The organism is Kitasatospora sp. NPDC043950 (assembly GCF_056435345.1).
Window position 1 is genome coordinate 1 of record NZ_JBWKER010000081.1, and the last position, 22,287, is coordinate 22,287.

Consider the following 22,287-nt stretch of genomic DNA (forward strand, 5'->3'; position numbering starts at 1 on the left):
CCCCCCCCCCCCCCCCCCCCCCCCCCCCCCCCCCCCCCCCCCCCCCCCCCCCCCCCCCCCCCCCCCCCCCCCCCCCCCCCCCCCCCCGCGGCCGTAGCCGGGTGGGGCCACGGAGTAGGGTGCGGCCAGATTCGTCTCAGTGAGGTGCTGTCTCGATGCTCGATCGAGGTGTGATGCTCCCCGGCTCGTTCCAGGCCGCCCGCGCCCTGGCCACCACCCGCGTGTTGGAGCCCCCCGACCTCGCGGACGCCTTGGAGATCCTCCACCGCGACCCGGTCGCCAACTCCTTCGTCGCCACCCGGGTCGAGGCCGTCGGTCTGGACCCCTGGCGGCTCGGCGGCGAGATGTGGGGCTGGTACGACGGGGACGGCGCCCTCGCCGCGCTCTGCTACGCCGGGGCCAACCTCGTCCTGGTCGACGCCGGGCCGGAGGCCGTCGCCGCCTTCGCCGAGCGGGCCCGCCGGCAGGGCCGCCGCTGCTCCTCGATCGTCGGCCCGGCCGGGGCCACCGCCGCCTTCTGGGCGCTGCTGGAACGCAGTTGGGGCCCGGCCCGCGAAGTCCGCGCCCACCAGCCGCTGTTGGCCACCGCCGTGCCCTCCGCCGAGATCGCGCCGGACCCGCTGGTGCGGCGGGTGCGGCGGGAGGAGATCGACGCGCTGATGCCCGCCTGCGTGGCGATGTTCACCGAGGAGGTCGGGGTCTCCCCGCTGGCCGGTGACGGCGGCCTGCTCTACCAGGCCCGGGTCGCCGAACTCGTCTCCGCCGGGCGGTCGTTCGCGCGTTTCACCGAGGACGGCGAGGTCGTCTTCAAGGCCGAGATCGGCGCCGTCACCGAGGGCGCCTGTCAGGTCCAGGGCGTCTGGGTCGCCCCCGGGTACCGGGGCCGGGGCCTCTCCGAGACCGGCATGGCCGCCGTCCTCGACCTCGCGCTGCGCGAGATCGCCCCGGTGGTCTCGCTCTACGTCAACGACTTCAACCTGCGGGCCCGGGCCGCCTACCGGCGGGTCGGCTTCCGTGAGGTCGGCGCGTTCATGAGCGTGCTGTTCTGAGTCCGCACCCCGGGAATTCGGTTCCGATCTTCGCCCGCGCCGGCGGCCCACGGGTAGTAACGTCCGAGGCATGGATCAGCTGACCGGGGTGACGATCGAGGCCATCGACCTTGCGGCCTGGGCGCCGCAGGCGCTGGAGGTCCAGGCGGTGGCGTTCGGCCTGACGGCCGAGGAGGTCGCCGTCCGGCTGCACATCGTCGGCCGGCACGCCCACCAGCCCGGGGTGATCGCGCTCGGCGCGATGAGCGGCGGCCGGCTGGTCGGCTTCGGCTACGGGATGCCCAACCAGCGCGACCACTGGTGGAGCACGGTGATCGAGCCCTACCTGGACGCACGCGGCCACGACGCCTGGCTGGACGACGTGTTCGCCGTCACCGAGCTGCACGTGCTGCCCGAGTACCAGGGCCAGGGCGTCGGCTCCCGGCTGATCCGCACCCTCTGCGAGCGCTCCGGGCTGGAGCGCAGCATCCTCTCCGCGATCGACGCGGAGACCCCCGCCCGGCGGCTCTACCGGGCGCTCGGCTACCAGGACCTCGCCCGTGCGGTGCGCTTTCCCGCCACGGACCGGCTGTACGCGGTGATGGGGGCCCGGCTTCCGCTGCGCGGGCCGGGCGAGGCGTAGGGCTCGCCCTACAGCGCCCCGGCGAACTCCAGGTAGAGTTCGGCGTCCTCCCGGCGGCCGGCCGCCAGGGCCCGCAGGGCGAGGTCGACGGCCCGGAACAGCGTCCAGCCGCGCAGCCGTTCCCGGTCCACCTCCAGCGCGTCCGCGAGCTGGTGCAGCCGGCGGCGGACGGCCGCGGCCACGCCGGGGGAGCCGACCAGGGTGTCCGCCCGGTCCAGCGCCAGCCGGGCCAGGTCGAAGGCGCGCTCGCCGGCCAGCGGGCGCGGGTCGATCGCCAGCCAGGGCGCTCGGTCGGCGGCGAGCACGTTGCCGTGGTGGAAGTCCCCGTGGAGCAGGAAGGTCTCGGCGGCGGAGCCGGCCAGGCCGTCGGCGGTGTCCAGCGCCTCGGCGATCAGCGGCTCGGCCTCGGCGGCGCCGGGCAGGGCGCGGTGTCCGCGCAGCCGTTCCGCGGTGTCGGCGGTCCGGGCCGCGAGGGTCGGGAACGGGTGGTCCTCGGGCAGGGTGCTCCAGAGCCGGTGCAGCAGGCTGGTCGCCTCCAGCATCGCCTTCGCCTCGGCGAGCGAGCGCAGCGGGATGTCCCCGTGCAGCCGCTCCAGCAGTTGGACGCCCTCGGCGGGGTCGGCGTCCAGCAGCAGGACGGCCCCGCGCCCGGCCCAGTGGGCGAGCGCCGCGTGCTCCAGCGCGGTCTCGGGGGTCCGCAGGCCGGTCTTGAGGACGGCGGGGGAGAGGTCGTCGCGGTGGACGTAGGCGACCAGGCTCAGGCTGCCGCCGGGGTCGAGCACCCGCTCCAGGGTGAGGTCCCAGCGCGCCAGGTGGGCGGCCACCCGCGCGGGCAGCCCGGCCAGCCACTGCCGGCCCGGTTCGCCCTCGCTCGCCGCGACGCCGCGCGCCAGCCAGGCGGGGACGGTGATCTGCGGTGCTGCTCCCGACATGCCGGCCTTCCGGTTGACGCTCCCCCGTTGGTGTTACCCGTCCATTGTCGGCCATGAACGGGAAACCGCAGGTCAGCGCTGCGGGCCCTAGGGAGTGGTGGCCGTGGGGGTGGGGAGGGGCTCGGGGATGCCGGGGAAGGCGGGGTCGGCCGCGCCCCAGCGGTGGGCGCGCAGGGCGCTGTCGCGCAGGGCGTCGGCGGCGGTGCCCCGTTGGGGGGCGGGGACGGCGGCGACCAGGTCGGCGTAGACGGTGGTGAGCCGGGTTTCGAGGTGGGCGGCGAGCTTGGTGGCGCCGGCCGCGTCGGTGACGGCGAACGGGAGCTGGTAGCCGCCGGCGGCGGCGGCCGGGGTGGCGCCGAGGGAGCCGATCAGCCGCTGCCAGGCGTCCCGCCGGGCCTCGTGGGCGGCGTAGGCGGTGCGGGCGTCGGTGCGCTGCTGGTCCTCGGGGAGCCGGGCGCCGACCACGCCGTAGCCGTAGACGGCGGCGTGTTCGGCGCCGAGGGCGCCCTGGAGGGCGGTCACCGCTGCTGCGGCGGCGGGGTCGGCCGACGGGCCGGCGGAGGGGGGAGCGGTGGGCTGGTCGCTCGGGGGCGCGGTCGGCGCCTCGGTGGGGGTGGCGGCAGGGGGCGGGGCGACCGGCGGGGTGGTGTCGCCGAGGGCGACGGCGTGCAGCACGTCGGAGGCGGCGACCGAGGCGAGCAGCCGGGCCAGCGGCGGCCGGGCTGCGGCCAGGTCGGTGAGGCGGGCCTGGGCGGTCTGCCGTTCGAGTGCGGCGAGCGCGGCGGGGGTGCCGACCGGCGTTCCGCTCGCTGCCCCGCTCGCCGTCCCGCTCGGCGGCGCGCTCGGTGTCCCGCCCGGGCCGGCCGAGGGCGTGGCCGGGGACGCCGGGGGGATGGAGGCGGCCGGCAGCCCGTAGGCGAGGGCGGCGCGGTGCTGGGCCACCTCGGCCCGGAGCGGCTGCAGCACGGCGGCCTGGGCGCCGCCCGGGCCGGCGAGCAGCGCGTCGTAGCCGGCCAGCAGCGTGTCGGTGGCGGCGATCGAGCGCAGGATGACCGGTTCGTCCGGGTTCGGCAGCGGGCCGCGGTTGCCGGGCGTGGTGTCGTTGCCGCCGTGGGAGCCGGTGCAGGCGGTGAGGGCGGTGAGGGCGAGCAGCCCGAGAGCCAGGAACGTCCGTCGGCTGGGCGGCTGCATGGGTGTCACTCCGGGGCGTGTGCGGGAGGGCGGCCTCCCCGCCTGCCCTTCGTAGGCGTGAATGATTACAGAATCCCCACGATTCCGGGCGGGGATTCGGATCCAGGGACGCCCCGGGAGCGGGTGTGAGCTTGCTCGCAGTGGGTGGCGTGCGCCCGGTCGGGGGTGGTCCGGAATCGGTGGTTCGCGGCTTCACCGGCTAGGCTTTGGGCCGAGCTGCCGTGACCCGGTGTGCGCCGGACCGGCGCCGGAGGGTGCGGAGCGACCTTCTGACAACAGCAGACGCGGCCGAGGAGTCCACCCGGATGAGCACCACCCACACCGACCGGCTGCGCGCGTTGCTGGAGCCGCTGGCCGTGCAGGCCGGTCTGGACCTGGAGGACGTCAAGGTCACCAAGGCCGGCAGCCGCCGCCAGGTGCAGATCGACGTCGACACCGACGGCGGCGTGGACATGGACGCCATCGCCGAGTTCAGCCGGGTGGTCGGTGAGGCTCTGGACGAGTCGGACCTGATGGGCGACGAGCCCTACCTGCTGGAGGTCGGTTCGCCGGGCGCTGAGCGTTCGCTGGACCTGCCCCGGCACTGGCGTCGCGCGGAGGGCCGACTGGCCAAGATCCACCTGGTCGACGGCGGGGAGATCGTCGCCCGGGTGCTGGAGGCGGACGAGGACGGCGCGCTGGTCGAGGTGCAGCCGGTGAAGGGCCGTGGCCGTCCGAAGGAGCGCCGGCTGGCGTACGCCGAGGTGGATCGGGCGCGCGTGCAGGTCGAGTTCAACCGCAAGGACGACAAGCTCCTCGACGAGGCCGCGGACTACGCGGACGACGACGCCTCCGAGGAGGGGGACGACGGTGCGCTGTGACCTGCGCGCCGCCCGGACCATGACGAACGTGACGAAAAAAGACGAGGAGGCGTAGCCGTGGACATCGACATGAGTGCCCTGCGCACGCTGGTCAACGAGAAGAACATCCCCTTCGACCTGCTGGTCGAGTCCATCGAGTCCGCCCTCCTCACCGCGTACCACCGCACCGAGGGCTCGCGCCGCCGCGCCCGGGTGCACCTGGACCGCAAGTCCGGCCACGTCACCGTGTGGGCGACGGAGGACCCGGCCGAGCTGGACGAGGGCGTCGAGCCCAAGGAGTTCGACGACACCCCGAACGGCTTCGGCCGGATCGCGTCCAGCATCGGCATCCAGGTGATGATGCAGCGCCTGCGCGACGCCGCCGACGACCAGACCTTCGGCGAGTACGCGGGCAAGGAGGGCGACATCGTCACCGGTGTCGTCCAGCAGGGCAACGACCCGAAGAACGTGCTGGTCGACATCGGCAAGCTGGAGGCCATCCTGCCGCCGCAGGAGCAGGTCCCGGGCGAGGACTACCGGCACGGCACCCGGCTGAAGTGCTACGTCGTGGCGGTGCGCCGCGGTGTGCGCGGGGCCTCGGTGACGCTGTCGCGGACGCACCCGAGCCTGGTGAAGAAGCTGTTCGCGCTGGAGGTCCCGGAGATCGCGGACGGCAGCGTGGAGATCGCGGCGATCGCCCGTGAGGCCGGCCACCGCACCAAGATCGCGGTCTGGTCGCGCCGGGCCGGGCTGAACGCCAAGGGCGCCTGCATCGGCCCGATGGGCAGCCGGGTGCGCGCGGTGATGGGCGAGCTGCACGGCGAGAAGATCGACATCGTCGACTGGTCGGAGGACCCCCGGGAGATGGTCGCCGCGGCGCTGTCCCCCGCACGGGTGACCAGCGTGGAGATCGTCGACCTGGCCCAGCGTTCCGCCCGGGTGATCGTGCCGGACTACCAGCTGTCGCTGGCGATCGGCAAGGAGGGGCAGAACGCCCGCCTCGCGGCCCGCCTCACCGGCTGGCGGATCGACATCCGGCCGGACACCGAGGGCCAGCCCGAGGACGGCGGTCGGGACACCGACCGCTGAGCGCGGCGCTGACCGGCCGTTCGCCCCGTCAAAGCCCCCCGCCGTTCCGCCCGGGATCGGCGGGGCGGCGCCATGTCCCTTCGGAGGGGTAGACTTGCCTTCGTCTGGCCGGACGCACGTCCGAGCACGCCCGGAACGCACCTGCGTGGGCTGCCGCAAGCGAGCGGCCAAGCACCAGCTGTTGCGTGTCACGGCGGTCGAGGGCGTCTGCGTCCCCGACCCCCGTGGCGCACTGCCGGGCCGGGGCGCTCACCTGCACCCCGATCCGGCCTGCCTCGACCTCGCGGTTCGCCGTCGGGCGTTTCCCCGGGCCTTCCGCCTCCAGGGGACGCTCGACACGGAGCGGCTCCGCGAGTTCATCGGGGAGCGGACCGTCGACACCCCGGCGCCCTGAGTCCCTCAGGCCGCCCGGTGGGGCGACGCCCGCAACGGCCGCCGCTCAGTGCGGCGGGAGAACCACCGCAACAAGCACGGTTCGCGGGCAGCCGCGTGCCGTGCCACCAGTCAGGTACCTCGCGATGTGGAAGTAGGTCGAGATTGCGATGAGCTCTCGATGAGTACGCGATGAGTACGCGATGGGTACGCCCATGAAGTAGCGACGGTCCGGCGGACGAGACACCCCGGACTCATAGACAGGAGTGAAGTGGCTAAGGTCCGGGTTTATGAACTCGCCAAGGAACTTGGCTTGGAGAGCAAGGCCGTCATGGCCAAGCTCACCGAGCTCGGTGAGTTCGTCCGTTCGGCGTCCTCGACGATTGAGGCGCCGGTCGTACGTAAGCTGACTGACGCGCTTGGTGTGGCCCCCACCGGTGGTGGTTCCGCTGCCAAGCCGGGCCCGCGCAAGAGCGCGGCGCCCCAGCCCGCGGGTGGCTCCGCCGCCGCGGGTGCACCCAAGCCGGGTGCTCCGACCCCGGGTCCGCGCCCCAGCGCGACCCCTGGTCCCCGTCCCACCCCGGCCGCGGCTCCCGCGGCCCCTGCGGCCCAGGCCGCGCCCGCCGCCCCGGCGGCCCCCGCCGCCACGAAGCCGGCGGGTGGCCCGACCCCGGGCCCGCGCCCGGCGGCGCGTCCCGCCGCTCCGGCGGCCCCGGCCGCGCCCGCGGCCGAGTTCTCCTCGCCGGCTCCGGCCGGTGACACCCCGCGTCAGGCTCCGCAGGCCTCGCAGGCTCCGCAGGCCCCGCAGGCCTCGCGTCCGGCCGGTCCCGCCGCCGGCGGTGCCCGTCCGGGTCCGCGTCCGGCCGGTCCGCGTCCGGGCAACAACCCGTTCACCTCGGGCAGCGCGACCGGTATGGCCCGCCCCGGCGACCGCCGGCAGGGCGCGCCGGGTGCGCGTCCGGCCGGTCAGGGCGCCCCGGGCGGCGACCGTCCGCGTCCGGGCGGCGACCGTCCGCGTCCCGCCGGTGCTCCCGGCGCTGACCGTGGCGCCCCGCGTCCGGGTGGCGACCGTCCGCGTCCCGCCGGTGCTCCCGGCGCTGACCGTGGCGCCCCGCGTCCCGGTGGCGACCGTCCGCGTCCCGCCGGTGCTCCCGGTGCCGACCGTGGCGCCCCGCGTCCCGGTGGCGACCGTCCGCGTCCCGACGGCATGCCGCGTCCGGCCGGTCCGCGCCCCGGCGCCCCGTCCCCGTCCGGCATGCCGCGCCCGAACCCGGGCATGATGCCGCAGCGTCCGGCTCCGGGCCCGCGTCCGGGCCCCGGCGGCCGTGGCCCCGGTGGCCCCGGTGGCCGTCCGGGTGGTCCGGGTGCCGGTGGCGCCCGTCCGGGCTTCCAGGGTCGTCCGGCCGGTCCGGGCTCGCGTCCGGCCGGTGGCGGCGGCTTCGGCGGTCCGCGTCCCGGTGGCGGTGCCCCCGGTGGTGGCGGCGGCTTCGGCCCGCGTCCCGGTGGTTTCGGTGGTCGTCCCGGCGGCCCGGGTGCCCGTGGTGGCACGCAGGGCGCCTTCGGTCGTGGCCCGGGCGGTCGCCCGGCGCGTGGCCGCAAGTCGAAGCGGGCGAAGCGCCAGGAGTACGAGGCCATGCAGGCCCCGTCCGTCGGCGGTGTGATGCTGCCTCGCGGCAACGGCCAGACCGTTCGCCTGTCGAGCGGCGCCTCGCTGATGGACTTCGCGGAGAAGATCAACGCCAACCCGGCCGCGCTCGTCTCCGTCATGTTCAACCTCGGTGAGATGGTCACCGCGACGCAGTCGGTCTCCGACGCGACCCTCGAGCTGCTGGCCGGCGAGATGGGCTTCATCCTGGAGATCGTCAGCCGCGACGACGAGGACCGCGAGCTGCTGGAGTCGTTCGACATCGACTTCGGTGCGAACGAGGGCGACGAGGACCAGCTGGCCCCGCGCCCGCCGGTCGTCACCGTCATGGGTCACGTCGACCACGGTAAGACCCGCCTGCTGGACGCCATCCGCAAGTCCAACGTGGTGGCCGGCGAGGCCGGTGGCATCACCCAGCACATCGGTGCCTACCAGGTCGTCACCGAGGTGAACGGCGAGCAGCGCCCGATCACCTTCCTCGACACCCCGGGTCACGAGGCGTTCTCCGCCATGCGTGCCCGTGGTGCCAAGTCCACCGACATCGCGATCCTGGTGGTCGCGGCCAACGACGGTGTCATGCCGCAGACGGTCGAGGCGTTGAACCACGCCAAGGCCGCGGGTGTGCCGATCGTGGTCGCCGTCAACAAGATCGACGTCGAGGGCGCCGACCCGACCAAGGTCCGCGGTCAGCTGACCGAGTTCGGTCTGGTGGCGGAGGAGTACGGCGGCGACACCATGTTCGTCGACATCTCCGCGCGCCAGGGCCTCAACATCGAGCAGCTGCTGGAGGCCGTGGTCCTCACCGCGGACGCCTCGCTCGACCTGCGGGCCAACCCCGAGCAGGACGCGCAGGGTATCGCCATCGAGGCCCACCTCGACAAGGGCCGCGGCGCCATGGCGACCGTGCTCGTGCAGCGCGGTACCCTCCGCGTCGGCGACTCGATCGTGGTCGGCGACGCCTACGGCCGCGTCCGCGCGATGCTGGACGAGAACGGCAACAGCCTCGCCGAGGCCGGCCCGTCCCGCCCGGTGCTGCTGCTCGGTCTGACCTCGGTGCCCCGCGCCGGCGACAGCTTCATCGTCGTCGACGAGGACCGCACCGCCCGTCAGATCGCCGAGAAGCGCTCGGCCCGCGACCGCAACGCCGCCTTCGCGCAGCGTCGGGTCCGGGTGTCCCTGGAGGACCTGGACAAGGCCATCGCCGCCGGCGAGATCGAGCAGCTCAACCTCATCATCAAGGGTGACGTCTCCGGTTCGGTCGAGGCCCTCGAGGACGCCCTCGTCAAGCTGGACGTGGGCGAGGAGGTCGAGCTCCGCATCCTGCACCGCGGTGTGGGTGCGATCACCGAGTCCGACGTCAACCTGGCGATGGGTTCGGACGCCATCATCATCGGCTTCAACGTGCGCGCCGAAGGCCGTGCGCGTACCGCGGCCGACAAGGAAGGCGTGGACGTCCGGTACTACTCGGTCATCTACCAGGCGATCGAGGAGATCGAGAACGCCCTCAAGGGCATGCTCAAGCCCGAGTACGAGGAGGTGCGCCTCGGCTCCGCGGAGATCCGCGAGGTGTTCCGCTCCTCCAAGTTCGGCAACATCGCGGGTGTCATCGTCCGCGAGGGCCTGCTGCGCCGCAACGCCAAGGCCCGCCTCATCCGCGACGGCAAGGTCGTGGCGGAGAGCCTCACCATCGAGGGTCTGCGCCGCTTCAAGGACGACGCGACCGAGGTCCGCGAGGGCTTCGAGGCCGGTGTCACCCTGGGGTCGTTCAACGACATCAAGGTCGAGGACATCATCGAGACCTACGAGATGCGCGAGAAGCCGCGTTCGTAGTCGGTGAAAGCCGGGGCCGGTCGACGGGTGGTATTTCCGTCGACCGGCCCCGGTCTCGCTGTGTAGGGTCCGGGGTAGTCGAGATGCAGCAGCGTTCAGACGTAGCACCGGCAGCCCGGTTCCGGGCTGCCCCCCCGAGGCCTTCCAGGTCGGCGAGACCTGTCATACATGTTCGTGGGAACACTCACCTTCGACCTGCTGTTGGGCGACGTCCACTCGCTCAAGGAGAAGCGTTCGATCGTGCGGCCCATCGTGGCCGAACTGCAGCGCAAGTACAGCGTGTGCGCTGCCGAGACCGGGAACCAGGATCTGCACCGCAGGGCCGAGATCGGCCTCGCGGTGGTGGCCGGCGATGCCGGGTACGTCACCGAGATCCTGGACAGCTGTGAGCGGTTGGTCGCCGGCCGCCCCGAGGTGCAGCTCCTCTCCGCGAGGAGGAGGTACCACAACGACGACGACGAATGAGAGCCGTGGAGACGATCGGCGGAAGTCGCCGTTCTCACACGGATCAGGACCCAGAGCGCCCGCAAGGCCGGGCGCGGGCCGGTACTTTGGGGCGTGGGCCCCGAAGGGTGCGTAGCTCACCCGAATGCCGGACCCACTGCACGAGGAGGCAACGTGACCGACACCGCAAGGGCGCGCAAGCTCGCCGACCGCATCCAGGTGGTCGTCGCCCAGACCCTGGAGCGGCGGATCAAGGACCCGCGACTGGGGTTCGTGACCATCACCGACACCCGGGTGACCGGGGACCTGCGCGAGGCCACCGTCTTCTACACCGTCTTCGGCGACGAGACCGAGCGCGAGGCCACGGCCGCCGCGCTGGAGAGCGCCAAGGGCGTGATCCGCTCCGAGGTCGGCAAGATCGGGGTGCGCTTCACCCCGACGCTGACCTTCGTCGCGGACGCGCTGCCGGACAACGCCCGGAACATCGACGACCTGCTCGACCGGGCCAAGGCCATCGACGCGGCGGTGCGCACCACCGCCGCGGGCGCGACCTACGCCGGCGAGGCGGACCCGTACAAGGTTCCGGCGGCCGAGCGTGACGACGAGGACGAGTAGTCATGGCGGGTGAGCCGGCGAAGGCCGCCTCGCGAGCCGGTTCGACCACGGGGGCGTCTTCCACCAGCACGGTGGAGGACGCCCTCGTGGCGCTCCCGGGGCCGCGCACCGAGGAGAGCGGTTTCGAGCTGCTCTGGCAGCAGGTGGTGGCGGAGATCGGGCGGGCCCGTTCGATCGACCTGATCTGCCACATCTGCCCGGACGGCGACGCCCTGGGCTCCTCGCTGGCGGCTGCGCTGGCGCTGCGCGGGCTCGGCAAGCGGGTGCGGGTCTCCTTCGGCGACGACCCGCAGATCGTGCCCGAGTCGTTGGCCTTCCTGCCCGGCCAGGAGCTGATCGTGCCGGCCGTCGAGGTGCCGGACGTCCCCGAGCTGGTGCTCTGCTTCGACGTGGCCGCGGAGAGCCGGCTCGGCCTGCTGCACGGCAAGGCCTTCGCCGCGCCGGTGCTGGTGGTGATCGACCACCACGCCTCCAATCCGGGCTTCGGCACCCACCAGCTGATCGACCCGACCGCGCCGGCCACCGCCGTCCTGGTCGACGAACTGCTGCGCCGGCTCGGCGTCGAACTCGACCAGGACCTGGCCACCTGCCTGTACACCGGCGTCGCCACCGACACCGGTTCGTTCAAGTACCGGGCCACCACGCCCGCCACCCACGAACTCGCCGGGCGGCTGCTGGCCACCGGCATCCGGCACGACCTGATCTCCCGGCAGCTGTGGGACACCTCCTCCTTCGGCTACCTCAAGGTGCTCGCGGGCGCGCTCGACCGGGCCGTCTACGAGCCGGACGCGGCCGGCGGGCTGGGCCTGGTGTGGACCTGGGTGCCGTACCAGGACCTGGTGCTGTTCAGCGTCACGGTCGAGGAGATCGAGGGGCTGATCGACATCCTGCGCCGCCCGGCCGAGGCCGAGGTGGCGCTGGTGCTCAAGCAGGACCCGGACGGCACGCTGCGGGGCTCCTCGCGTTCCAAGGGCGCGGTGGACGTCGCCGCCGCCTGCGCGGAGCTGGGTGGCGGCGGGCACGTCTTCGCGGCCGGGTTCAGCGCCCGGGAGGACGTGGCCGCGGTGGTCGAACGGTTCCGGAGCGCGCTGCGACCGGTACGTTGATCATCTCTTGACCGCTTTTTAGAGAAAGAACTTGATGAAGCGCAAAGGCACCGGCCCGGACGGCCTGGTGATCGTCGACAAGCCCGAGGGCATCACCTCCCACGGGGTCGTCGCCAAGCTGCGATGGCTGGCCGGGACGCGGAAGGTCGGGCACGCCGGCACGCTCGACCCGATGGCCACCGGCGTACTGGTGATCGGCGTCGAGCGGGCCACCCGGCTGCTCGGCCACCTGATGCTCACCGCCAAGACGTACGAGGCGACCGTCCGGCTCGGCCAGACCACCGTCACCGACGACCGGGAGGGCGAGGTCACCGCGTCCGCCCCGGCCGACGGGGTGACCAGGGAGGCGATCGACGCCGGGATCGCCGCGCTCACCGGCGAGATCATGCAGGTGCCCTCCAAGGTCAGCGCGATCAAGATCGACGGCAAGCGGTCGTACGCGCGGGTGCGCGAGGGCGAGGACTTCGAGCTCGCGGCCCGGCCCACCACGATCCACTCCTTCACCGTGCACGGGCAGCGCGCGGCGCTCGCCGAGGACGGCACGCCGGTGATCGACCTGGACGTGACCGTCGAGTGCTCCTCCGGCACCTACATCCGGGCGCTGGCCCGTGACCTGGGCGCCGGGCTCGGCGTCGGCGGTCACCTCACCGCGCTGCGGCGCACCAGGGTCGGGCCGTACTCGGTGGAGTCGGCGCGCACCCTGGAGCAGTTGGAGGCCGCGGTCACCGGCGAGTCCCCGACGGGGCTGCAGGTGCTGCCGATCGGGGAGGCCGCGGCCGCCGCCTTCCCACGCTGGGACCTGGACGAGTCGGCGGCGGAGAAGCTGTCGCACGGTGCCCGGCTCAAGGCGCCCGGGCTGGGCGTGGACGGGCCGATCGCGGTGTTCGGGCCGGACGGGCGCTTCCTCGCGCTGGTCGAGGAGACGGACGGGCAGGCGAAGCCGGTCGCGGTCTTCGTCGGCTGACGCCCCGCAGCGCACGCGTCACCCCCGTCGGGAGTCTTCCGGCGGGGGTTTCGCTCGTTCGGGGGGCGTCCCGGGAGGGGCTTCGCTCGTTCAGGGGGTGTTCCGGCGAGGTCCGGGGGTTCGTTCCGGCGAGGGAGGGGTCACCCGCCCGGGGGAGCGCGCGAGGTGAACGCCCGTGGTGAGCGGCGCAGGCGCGGTGGGGCCGCCTCCCGGGCGGGCAGGCTCCCCGGCGGCGAGCAGGTCGCCGTGACGAGCCCGCCCCCGGGCCGTCCGGCCTGCGGGGAGGGCAGTGCGAATGCCGGGATTCCTGGACGGCGACGGCGTGGCGGGAGATCCGGGGCGGTACCTGCTGCGGATCCGCGACCTCAACGGGCGACTGCACGGCTTAGGGTTCGTCGCCGACCCGCAGGGCACCGTCCTCACCGCCCACGAGAGCGTCACCGGCCTGGACCGGATCGTCCTGCACACCCCCGGCGGGCAGACCAGGGTGCTCGGCCCGGACGCCGTCCTGCCGCTGCCCGAGCACGGGCTCGCCCTGCTGCGCACCGACGCGGTCGGCGGGCTGCCCGTGCCGCCGCTGCCCGTCGCGGCCCTCGGGGCCGGGCGCGCGGTGCTGCTGCCCGCGCTGGCCGGCGAGGACGGGCGGGTGGTGGCGCTGCGCTGCGGTCTGCTCGGTGCCGCCGGTGCCGGGTGCGGCGGGGTCGGCGGGGTGCTGCTGCTCGACCCGCCGGTGGTCGCCGGCGTCGTGGTGCCGGCCGGTTCGCCGGTGCTGGACGCCCGCAGCGGCGCCGTGGTGGCCCTGGCCGTGCCCGCGCTGCGCGGGCCGCAGCACGGCGGCGCGCTCCCGGCGGTGCCGGCCGGCGGCGGCGCGGTCGCGGTCGCCCCGGCGCTGGCCGAACTGCTGGCGCGCAACGGCGCGGCCGTGCCCGGCTACGGGCCCGCGCTCAACCTGGCCGGCGTGCTGCGGCTGACCGCGGCCCAGCTGGCCGCCGCCGGGGCCGGCCCGGGCCGGGTGGCCGGGCTCGCCGCCGACCGGGTCGACCGGCCCGACGGACTGGCCGGTGACGAGCCGCAGGCCACCGTCACCGCCCTGGTCGGCGCCCCCGGCAGCGGGCGCTCCACCGAACTCGCCGCCCTCGCCGCCCGCCGCGCCGGCGGCGCCCGGCCGCTGCCCACCCTCTGGCTGCGCGGCGCCGACCTGCGCGCCGAGGACCGCTCGCTCGCCGCCCCGGTGGAACGGGCCCTGGCCGCCGTCGCGGCCGAGCTGGGCATCCCGGCGCCCGCGCCGGAACCGGTGGCGGCGCTGTGCGCGGCGGCCGGGCGGCCGCTGCTGGTGGTCCTGGACGGTCCCGAGGAGGCCCCGGCGCCGCTGGACCCGCGCTGGCTGCGCGGCGCGGGGGACTGGCTGACCGGCTGCGGGGCGCGGCTGCTGACCGCCTGCGGCGAGGAGGCCTGGGTGCGGCTGGAGGCCGAGAAGTGGGGCAGCGGCACCGGCCACGCCCGGTACCCGGACCCGCCGGAGCCGGGCGGCGACCTGGCCAGCGCCCCCACCGTCCGGATGGACGGCGGCGGCCCGGGCGCCCCCAGCCTCGCCGGGCACCGGCTCGGCCCGCTCCCCGCCGAGGCGGCCGAGCGGGTACGCCGCCGCTACGGGCTGCCGCCGGGCTGGCCGGCCGACGCCGACGCGCGGCACCCGCTGGCCGTCCGGCTGGCCGGCGAGCTGTGGGCGGAGGGCCTGCGCGGGGAGCCGGCCCGCCGGGGCGAACTGTTCGCCGCCTACCTGGACCTGCGTTGCCTGCGGGTGGCCGGGCGGCTGGTCGAGGACGGCCGGCAGCGCCGCCCGGGCGCCCACCGCCGGAGCTCCGCCCGCCCGGCCGGGCCCTCCCACGGGCGGGTGCGGCGGCTGGCGGCCGCGGTGGCCGGACGGGTGCACGAGGCGGCCCGGCGGATGCTCGGCGCCGGGCCGGGCGGCCTGGGCCGGGCCACTTTCGAGGAACTGTTCCCGGCGGCCGGCGGCTGGGCCACGGCCGTCCTCGCCGAGGGCCTGTTCGTCCCGGCCGGGCCCGGATTCCGGTTCGCGCACGGGGAGTTCGCGGACTGGCTGCAGGGCCTGCACCTGGACCTGGACGCCGCGCTGGGGCTGCTGCTCGGCGAGGCCGCGGACACGCCCTCCTCACCCGCGAACGGGCTGGAGGGCGCGCCAGCGGAGGGCTCCCCGCGCGGCGTCCCCCGGCACTGGATCGGCCCGGTCGCCGCCGCGCTGCGCCGACTGGCCGAAGCCTGGGGCGCACCCGCCCTGGACCCCTGGCTGCACCGGCTCTGGCGCGCCCTGGACCTGCGCCCGCCCAGCAGCGAACCGGCCTGGTGGGCGGGCCGGCTGCTCACCGCCGGGCTGGCCGCCAGTCCCGATCCGGCCGAACACCTGGCGCTGCTCGACCAGTTGGCCGGTCGGATCGCCGAACGGGCGGTCGCCGAGGGCGGGTTGGACGCGCTCCCGGCGGACGGGCTCGGCTCGTTCGGCCCGGCGTTCTGGACCGGCCTCGGTCTGCCCGCCGAGACCGAACTCGCGCTGCTGCGCCGCCTGGTGGCCGCCGACGGGCCCGGGCAGCCGTTCCTCGGCGCGGTGGCCGAACGGCTGCGCGCCGACCCCGTCGCGGTGTTCCCGCTGCTCTGCGCCTGGTTCGACGATCCGCGCGGCCTGCCCGGCCGCCCCGGACACACCGTCGCCGACCTCGCCCACGACCTGCTGCACGCCCACCGCCGGCTCGCCCTGGACGAGTTGGCCGACGCCCTGGCCGACGCCGCGCACCCGAGGGCGGACGCACTGCTCACCGTGCTCGCCACCGAGGAGCCCTCCGCGCTCTGCCGGGCGGTGGACCGCTGGAGCCACGACGGGCGGCCCGAGCGGCACGTCGCCGCCGCCGTGCACGCCCTGCACGCCGCCCCGCACGCCGTCGGCGCCGCCGCCGGACTGCTGCGTTTCACCGCGCTGACCCTGCTCGCCCGCGAGGACGAACCGGGCCTGCACGGCGCCGCCCTCGCCCTGCTGGTCGGCGACCCGGCGACCAGGGCCGAGCACCTCCCCGCCGCGCTGTCCCTGCACCGGGCGGGCGGCGACGCCTTCCTCACCCCCAGGGCGCTGGCCCCCGCCCTGGAGAGCGACCCGGAACCCGTCCTGGCCGCGCTCGCCGACCGGCTGGCGGCCCCCGGCGCAGCCGCCGCCGAGACCCTGCGGGTGCTCGCCGACGCCCGCACCCCGGTGGCCACCCGGCGGGGCGCCGAACTGGCCGCCCGGCTGCTGCGCGAGCACCCGGCCCTGGCCGGCCCGGTCGCCGTCGACTACCTGGGCCGCCGCCTGGAGCGCGCCGCGACCGGCGGCCCGGCCGCCCGGCTGGAGCTGCGGGTGCTGCTCGGCGGCGCGCTGGCCGCCCGGACGGCGGGCGTGCGGAGGCCGTTCGCCCAGGTGCTGTCCGTCCCGGTGGCCGACCCGGCAGCGGACGCGCTGCGCTGCGAACTGCTGGACACCCTGCTCGCCATCGAGACCGACCCGGCGGTGCTGACCGCGGCCGTGGAGCGGCTGGCCGAGCACTGCGCGGCCGAGAACCCGGCCCGGGCCCGCGCGGTGCTGGCCCGGGCGACCCCCGGCCTGCCGGGCGCGGACGAACTGCTGGTGCGCTGGGCCGGCCGCTCGGCGGCGTTCGCGCAGCTGCTCGCCCAGTGGCCGCGGGACGCCGCCCCGACCGCGCCGGACGGTCCCCGGCTGGCCCGGATGCGGGCCCTGGCGGCGGCCGGCCGCGACCCGCAGTACGCGGCCGCCGAGGCGGAGCGGACCGTGCCCGGGCGCGCCGCGCACCCGCCGGTGCGCCCAACCCGTATTCCGGTGCCGGAGCAGGAGCAGGCGCATGGCACGCTATAGGGGTTCGGGTTTGAGCGTTTGAGCGTACAGAGGGTACGCGCCGTACGGAACAAGGAGCGGTCAGGGTGCAGCGCTGGCGTGGCCTGGAGGAGATCCCCGCTGACTGGGGACGCAGCGTCGTCACCATCGGCTCGTTCGACGGGGTGCACCGCGGGCATCAGCTGATCATCGGTCGGGCGGTCGAGCGGGCCCGCGAACTCGGCCTCCCCGCGGTGGTGGTGACCTTCGACCCGCACCCGCGCGAGGTCATCCGCCCGGGCAGCCACCCGCCGCTGCTCGCCCCGCAGGCGCGCCGCGCCGAGCTGATCGCGGGCCTCGGCGTGGACGCGGTGCTGGTGCTGCCGTTCACCCCGGAGCTGTCCCAGGAGTCGCCGGAGACCTTCGTCCAGCAGGTCCTGGTCGACGCCCTGCACGCCCGGGCCGTCATCGAGGGCCCCAACTTCCGCTTCGGGCACCGGGCCGCCGGGGACGTCGCGCTGCTCACCGAGCTGGGCCGCTCGGCCGGCTTCGACGTCGAGGTGGTCGACCTCCAGGTGAGCGGCGCCGCCGGGGCCGGCGAGCCGTTCTCCTCCACCCTGACCCGGCGGCTGGTCGAGACCGGCGACATGGCCGGCGCCGGCGAGGTGCTGGGCCGCCCGCACCGGGTCGAGGGCGTGGTGGTGCGCGGCGCGCAGCGAGGCCGCGAGCTCGGCTACCCCACCGCCAACGTCGAGACCGTGCCGCACAGCGCGATCCCGGCCGACGGCGTGTACGCGGGCTGGCTGACCGCCGACGGCGAGCGCATGCCCGCCGCCATCTCGGTCGGCACCAACCCGACCTTCGACGGCACCGCCCGCACCGTCGAGGCGTACGCCATCGACCGGGTCGGCCTGGACCTGTACGGGCTGCACGTGGCCGTGGACTTCCTGGCCTACCTGCGCGGGATGGAGAAGTTCGACTCCATCGACGCGCTGCTCGACCGGATGGCCGACGACGTCAAGCAGGCCCGCGAGCTGACCGACGGCGTCTGAGCACTGCCGCAGCACGGGGAAGGGCCCGCCGACCTGGTCGGCGGGCCCTTCGGCGTCACTGCGGGGGCTGCGGCGGGTGGCCGTAGCCGGGCGGCGGCTGGTAGCCGTCCGGCGGGGACGGCGAGGTGGGCTGGGACGGCGGGGCGGGCTGCGGCGGCTGGCCCTGGGCGGGCGGGTAGCCGTAGCCCGGGCCCGGCTGCGGGGCCGGCTGCTGCTGGGCGCCCGGCTGCGGCCAGGCCGTGGGGGCGGGCGGCTGCTGCGGGTAGCCGTAGCCGGGGGGCGGCGGCGGGGCCTGGCCGGGCTGCGGCGCCCACGGCGCCCCGGGGGCGGGCTGAGCGGCCTGACCGGCCTGACCCGGATACGGCTGTGGCTGCGGTTGTGGCTGCGGCGGGTACGGCGTGGCCTGCGCCTGCTGCTGCCACCCGGACTGCTGGGCGGCGGCCTGCTGGGCCCGGACGATGTCCTCGCCGACCAGGGTGGCCAGCTCGAAGTAGGCCTCGCGGACCTTGGGCCGCATCATGTCGAGGTTGACCTCGGCGCCGGCCGCCAGGCTCTCGTCGAACGGCACCACGATCACCCCGCGGCAGCGGGTCTGGAAGTGCGCGACGATGTCCTCGACCTTGATCAGCTTGCTGGTCTCGCGCACCCCGGAGACCACCGTGATGCTGCGCTGCACCAGGTCCGCGTAGCCGTGCGCGGAGAGCCAGTCCAGGGTGGTCGAGGCACTGGAGGCGCCGTCCACGCTGGGGGTGGAGACGATGATCAGCTGGTCGGCGAGGTCCAGCACCCCGCGCATCGCGCTGTACAGCAGGCCGGTGCCGGAGTCGGTCAGGACGATCGGGTACTGGCGGCCCAGCACGTCGATGACCTGGCGGTAGTCCGAGTCGTTGAACGTGGTCGAGACCGCCGGGTCGACGTCGTTCGCCAGGATCTCCAGGCCCGAGTTGAGGTCCTGCGAGGTGAACTGACGGATGTCCATGTAGCTGCGCAGGTGCGGGATGGCCGTCACCAGGTCGCGGATGGTCGCGCCGGTCTGGCGCTTGACCCGGCGGCCCAGGGTGCCGGCGTCCGGGTTGGCGTCGATCGCGATCACCTTGTCCTGGCGCTCGCTGGCCAGGGTCGCGCCGAGCGCGGTGGTGGTCGTGGTCTTGCCGACCCCGCCCTTGAGGCTGATCACGGCGATCCGGTAGCAGCTCAGCACCGGGGTGCGGATGATCTCCAGCTTGCGCGACTTCTCGGCGGCCGCCGCCTTGCCGCCGAACTGGAACCGCGGCTGCTGGCGCTGCTGCTTGGGCTGGCTGCGCAGCAGCCGGTCCGAGGACAGCTCGACCGCGGCGGTGTAGCCGAGTGGCGCACCGTGCGCCACGGGCGGCTGCGGGGCGGCGGAATGCGGGAACGCGACCGGCGGCGGTGCGACGGCGCTCTGCGGCGGCCACGGCTGCACCCCGCCGGACTGCTCGTGCGGCGAGCCCGGCAGCAACGGCTGGTACTCGTGCGGCTGGGGCTGGGCCGACTGCGGGTAGGCGGGGGGCTGCGGCCAGCCGCCCTGGCGCGGATCCACCGGCGCTGGCTGCGGGGCCGGCTGCTGCGGCTGTGCGGCGGCCTGCTGGGCGGCCCACGCGGCGGCGGACTGCACGTCCTGCGGCGGCAGCGGCTGCTGCGGGGGCAGGTGCTGCGCGGGCGGCTGCGGGTACGGCTGCGGGTACGTCTGCGGCGGGACCGGCTGGGCGGGCTGCGCCGGCGGCGCGGCCGAGACCGGGGCCGGGTACGGCGGCTGCGGGGCCGGGGCGGGCTGCGGCTGCGCCGGGACCTCCGCCGGCCAGCCCGGGGCGACGGCCGGTGGCTGTTCGAACGCGGGGGCGGGGGCCTGGGCAGGGGCGGACGCCGGGAACGGGACGTGCTGCGCCTCGGCCTGGACGGGCTGTGCGGGCGGCACGGGCGGCACGGGTACGGGCTGCGCGGGCACGGGCGCCTGAGCCGGCGTCGGGGCCTGGGCGGGCACCGGCGCCGGAGCGGCGGCCTGCGGAGCCTGCGCCGCCGTCGGAGCCTGCAGGACCGGGGCCGGGGCCGTCGGAGCCTGCACCGCCGGGGCCGCCGAGGCGTCCGTCTGCACGTACCAGGACGGGGGAGTGTAGTCGGGCGCGTCGGACCAGTCGTCGTCGTCCTCTGCCGCGTTGTCGCCGACGTAGACGCCGTCCCGATCGCTGCTCACTAGGGCTCCCTCGTGTTCGCCGCCGCTTGTTCAGCGGTGCCGTTGCCGCATCAAAGACTAGGCCGTGCGGCAACCCCCGTTGAAGGCGGCGTCGGATCCGGAGCGGCCCCCCGGGCCCGGCGCCGCCGCTCAGTCCATCCGGCGCGGACCGCCGAGAACCTGCTGCTCGGCCTGCCCGGCCGCGGCCCGCACGTACTGGCGCCGCATCCGGGTGGCCCACAGCGTGAGGTCGTCGCCGAGGGTGGGCAGCGAGGCGACGTCCTCCGACGGGAGCGACAGCACCCGGCCGGTCAGCTCCGCCTCCTGCGGGGAGACCCGCTGCACGCCCACCAGGTCGGCCGCGTTGAGCACCCGGGCCGCGTTCGGGCCCAGGTACGGCAGCAGGGTCAGGGTGGTCTGCCAGGGCGCGGCGGAGAGCTGGCTGCGCGGCGGGCGGGCGCCGAGGTCGCGCACGACCAGGACCGGCGAGGCCACCGAGGCGCCCTGCGGGCCGAGTCGGCCGACCTGGTGGACCGTAACGCACGGCTGCCCGCCGCCCGCGGCCTGCGCCAGCGGGCCCCACAGCTGCCCGCGCGCGGTCTCCACCGCGACCCGGGCGCCGATCGCGGCCGCCCGCAGCGCGATGACCTGCGCCGTCCACACGCCGCCGACCAGCACCAGGTCGTACGCGCTGGGCCGGAACAGGCCGAGCACTGCGGGCAGCCCCTGCGGGTCGACGCCGATCACCACGCCGTCGTCGCCGACCGGGAAGGCCAGCGCCCCGAGGTCCGCGGCGTCGAGCACGTGCTTCTCCCGGCGCGGGCCGCGCAGCCCGAAGCCGGGCAGGATCCGGGACCGCGCCCGGGGCCGTTCGGCGCCGTGCTGCGGGCCGGGGGCCGGATAGGTCTGGTACGCCATCAGGACGCTCCTCCCAGCGGCAGGGTGGCGAGCACCCCGGGGGCCTGCTCCAGGTCGAGCCGGACCAGGCCGAGTCCGGCGCCCTGCGCCCGCGCCTCCACCTGGCGGCCGACCTGCGTCACCTCGCTCTCGCTGCGCCCGGTCACCCGCAGGTGCCCGCTGACGGTCACCGAGCCGCCGGTGCCGCGCCCGGCGGTCAGGCTGAAGGTGCTGGCCAGCGCGGGGGAGCCGGTGACCAGGTTGACCAGGTCGGGTGCGGCGATCCGGCCGGGCGAGCCGCCGGGGCGGCTGAGCTGCGGCCAGCGGGAGATCCAGTAGGTGCTGTGCCAGCGGTCGTCGATCCGCCAGAACCGGCTGCCCTCCTGGGTGCGGCGGGTGGTGCCGCCGCCGCTGCCGGTGCCCTGGCGCCCGGCCACCGCGAGCGGGTTGGCGCAGGTGGAGATGGCCAGCGCGGCGATCAGCTCGCGCTCGTCCAGCACGGTCGCGTTGAACCCGGCGCTGTTGAGCCGCCCGGCCAGCTGGTCGGTCACCCGTTGCAGCGCCTTGCGGGCGCCCTCCTCGCCGCCGCCGCGGGCCCGGACGGCGGCCGCGGCGCGCTCCGGGTCGAGCTTGAGCGCCACCCAGGTCAGCCGCAGCCCGGGGGTGGCGGTGCCGTCCGGCAGCTCGCGGTAGGCGCGGGCGGCCAGCGACTGCTCGGGCAGGTGCGGGGCCGGGGCCGGCTGGGTGTGCTGGACGAGCTGCACCGACTCCAGGGTGATGTCGTCGACCTGGAGCGCCGAGCAGATCACGTCCAGGGGCAGCGGCAGCGCGGTGCGCACCGGGCGCAGCGGCTGGTCCTTGGCCTGGACGAGCAGCACCGAGCTGAGGAAGGTGCCGTCGCCGACCATGCCGGTCTCCCGGCGGACCGGGCGGCCGCCCAGGTCGGCCTCGGTGGCGTGGGTGCAGGTGCGCAGCGCCGGTTCGAGTTCCAGGGCGGGGGCCAGTGCCGGGTCGGTGCCGGCCGGCGGCAGCGTGCCGCGGGCCTGCCGGCGGCGGGACTTGAGGGCGGCGCGCACTCGTAGCAGTTCGGGGATGGTCCGGCCGCGCAGCGGGATCACGGCGAGCACCACCAGGACCAGCGCGACCGCGCCGAAGCCGGCGGCGACCGGCCGGCTGATCGTCCAGCCCACCGCGACCAGCGCGGCCGCGACCTCGACCAGGACGAGCTGTTGGAGTCTCAGCCGCCCGCCGAGCAGCCCGGGCCGGGGGTTGATCCGGAGCAGGACGGGCCCGCGACCGCCTTCGTCACGGCCGCTGCTCTCGCCGACGGGCGGCAATGGCTGCCCGGGCGCGGTCCCGGGCGCGGGGCCGCCGCGCTGCGCCCGGCCGGAGCGGCGCGACCTCCCGCCCGTTGCCGGTCCGCGGCGTCCTGGAGCGGTCTGGCTTGGCATCCCCCGGGTGACCCTCTCTGATCAGTTGCCGCGGCCCGGCTGGCCGGTGCGCGGACCGTACCCGTACCGTACTCACCGTCTGCTGCCGCATCGTAGAGGGTTCGTACGGGTTCCCGCCCGGCGG

Annotated in this window: 17 protein-coding genes; 12 read left to right on the forward strand and 5 right to left on the reverse strand. The window is 75.8% G+C overall.

Annotated features, from left to right (window positions below; all coding sequences use genetic code 11):
• Positions 1 to 173 precede the first annotated feature (173 nt).
• A complete protein-coding gene (locus AC07BF_RS34780; RefSeq protein ID WP_350885688.1) occupies positions 174 to 1,049 on the forward strand; it encodes a GNAT family N-acetyltransferase in 876 nt (291 codons plus the stop codon).
• Positions 1,050 to 1,119: 70 nt separating this feature from the next.
• On the forward strand, positions 1,120 to 1,671 hold the full coding sequence (locus AC07BF_RS34785) for a GNAT family N-acetyltransferase (protein WP_063347629.1): 552 nt from the start codon (positions 1,120 to 1,122) through the stop codon (positions 1,669 to 1,671).
• An 8-nt stretch (positions 1,672 to 1,679) separates the two neighbouring features.
• Here the strand turns inward: AC07BF_RS34785 and AC07BF_RS34790 are convergent, their stop codons facing one another.
• A complete protein-coding gene (locus AC07BF_RS34790) occupies positions 1,680 to 2,603 on the reverse strand; it encodes an aminoglycoside phosphotransferase family protein (protein WP_363624957.1) in 924 nt (307 codons plus the stop codon).
• An 87-nt stretch (positions 2,604 to 2,690) separates the two neighbouring features.
• Entirely contained in the window at positions 2,691 to 3,794 is a 1,104-nt protein-coding gene (locus tag AC07BF_RS34795) for a ferritin-like domain-containing protein (RefSeq protein ID WP_478334415.1), read from the reverse strand.
• Positions 3,795 to 4,099: 305 nt separating this feature from the next.
• Between AC07BF_RS34795 and rimP the strand changes: the two genes are divergently transcribed.
• From rimP to AC07BF_RS34845, 10 genes are all read left to right on the forward strand, one after another.
• Complete coding sequence (rimP, locus tag AC07BF_RS34800; RefSeq protein ID WP_350885651.1) at positions 4,100 to 4,654, forward strand: ribosome maturation factor RimP; 555 nt, start codon at positions 4,100 to 4,102, stop codon at positions 4,652 to 4,654.
• 57 nt (positions 4,655 to 4,711) lie between these two features.
• On the forward strand, positions 4,712 to 5,722 hold the full coding sequence (gene nusA, locus AC07BF_RS34805; RefSeq protein WP_063347626.1) for a transcription termination factor NusA: 1,011 nt from the start codon (positions 4,712 to 4,714) through the stop codon (positions 5,720 to 5,722).
• 94 nt (positions 5,723 to 5,816) lie between these two features.
• Positions 5,817 to 6,116 (forward strand): YlxR family protein, encoded by a 300-nt coding sequence (locus tag AC07BF_RS34810; RefSeq protein ID WP_079135592.1) that lies wholly within the window; start codon positions 5,817 to 5,819, stop codon positions 6,114 to 6,116.
• Positions 6,117 to 6,365: 249 nt separating this feature from the next.
• On the forward strand, positions 6,366 to 9,569 hold the full coding sequence (infB, locus tag AC07BF_RS34815; RefSeq protein ID WP_478334416.1) for a translation initiation factor IF-2: 3,204 nt from the start codon (positions 6,366 to 6,368) through the stop codon (positions 9,567 to 9,569).
• A gap of 168 nt (positions 9,570 to 9,737) precedes the next feature.
• A complete protein-coding gene (locus AC07BF_RS34820; RefSeq protein ID WP_063347622.1) occupies positions 9,738 to 10,034 on the forward strand; it encodes a DUF503 domain-containing protein in 297 nt (98 codons plus the stop codon).
• A gap of 153 nt (positions 10,035 to 10,187) precedes the next feature.
• On the forward strand, positions 10,188 to 10,628 hold the full coding sequence (gene rbfA, locus AC07BF_RS34825) for a 30S ribosome-binding factor RbfA (protein ID WP_350885658.1): 441 nt from the start codon (positions 10,188 to 10,190) through the stop codon (positions 10,626 to 10,628).
• A 2-nt stretch (positions 10,629 to 10,630) separates the two neighbouring features.
• Positions 10,631 to 11,734, forward strand: coding sequence for a DHH family phosphoesterase (locus AC07BF_RS34830; protein ID WP_363586518.1), 1,104 nt, complete (start codon positions 10,631 to 10,633; stop codon positions 11,732 to 11,734).
• Positions 11,735 to 11,768: 34 nt separating this feature from the next.
• Positions 11,769 to 12,698 carry a tRNA pseudouridine(55) synthase TruB gene (gene truB / locus AC07BF_RS34835; RefSeq protein ID WP_363586519.1) on the forward strand — a complete coding sequence of 310 codons (930 nt, stop codon included), beginning with the start codon at positions 11,769 to 11,771 and terminating at the stop codon, positions 12,696 to 12,698.
• Positions 12,699 to 12,993: 295 nt separating this feature from the next.
• Positions 12,994 to 16,614, forward strand: coding sequence for a serine protease (locus AC07BF_RS34840; RefSeq protein ID WP_478334417.1), 3,621 nt, complete (start codon positions 12,994 to 12,996; stop codon positions 16,612 to 16,614).
• A 65-nt stretch (positions 16,615 to 16,679) separates the two neighbouring features.
• Complete coding sequence (locus tag AC07BF_RS34845; RefSeq protein ID WP_363586521.1) at positions 16,680 to 17,624, forward strand: bifunctional riboflavin kinase/FAD synthetase; 945 nt, start codon at positions 16,680 to 16,682, stop codon at positions 17,622 to 17,624.
• 55 nt (positions 17,625 to 17,679) lie between these two features.
• Here the strand turns inward: AC07BF_RS34845 and AC07BF_RS34850 are convergent, their stop codons facing one another.
• The 3 genes from AC07BF_RS34850 to eccE form a co-directional block, all read right to left on the reverse strand.
• On the reverse strand, positions 17,680 to 19,836 hold the full coding sequence (locus AC07BF_RS34850) for a MinD/ParA family ATP-binding protein (RefSeq protein WP_478334418.1): 2,157 nt from the start codon (positions 19,834 to 19,836) through the stop codon (positions 17,680 to 17,682).
• A 129-nt stretch (positions 19,837 to 19,965) separates the two neighbouring features.
• On the reverse strand, positions 19,966 to 20,733 hold the full coding sequence (locus AC07BF_RS34855) for a hypothetical protein (protein ID WP_478334419.1): 768 nt from the start codon (positions 20,731 to 20,733) through the stop codon (positions 19,966 to 19,968).
• A complete protein-coding gene (gene eccE / locus AC07BF_RS34860; RefSeq protein WP_478334420.1) occupies positions 20,733 to 22,049 on the reverse strand; it encodes a type VII secretion protein EccE in 1,317 nt (438 codons plus the stop codon). The genes AC07BF_RS34855 and eccE overlap by 1 nt, the downstream gene beginning before the upstream one ends.
• Positions 22,050 to 22,287: the final 238 nt, after the last annotated feature.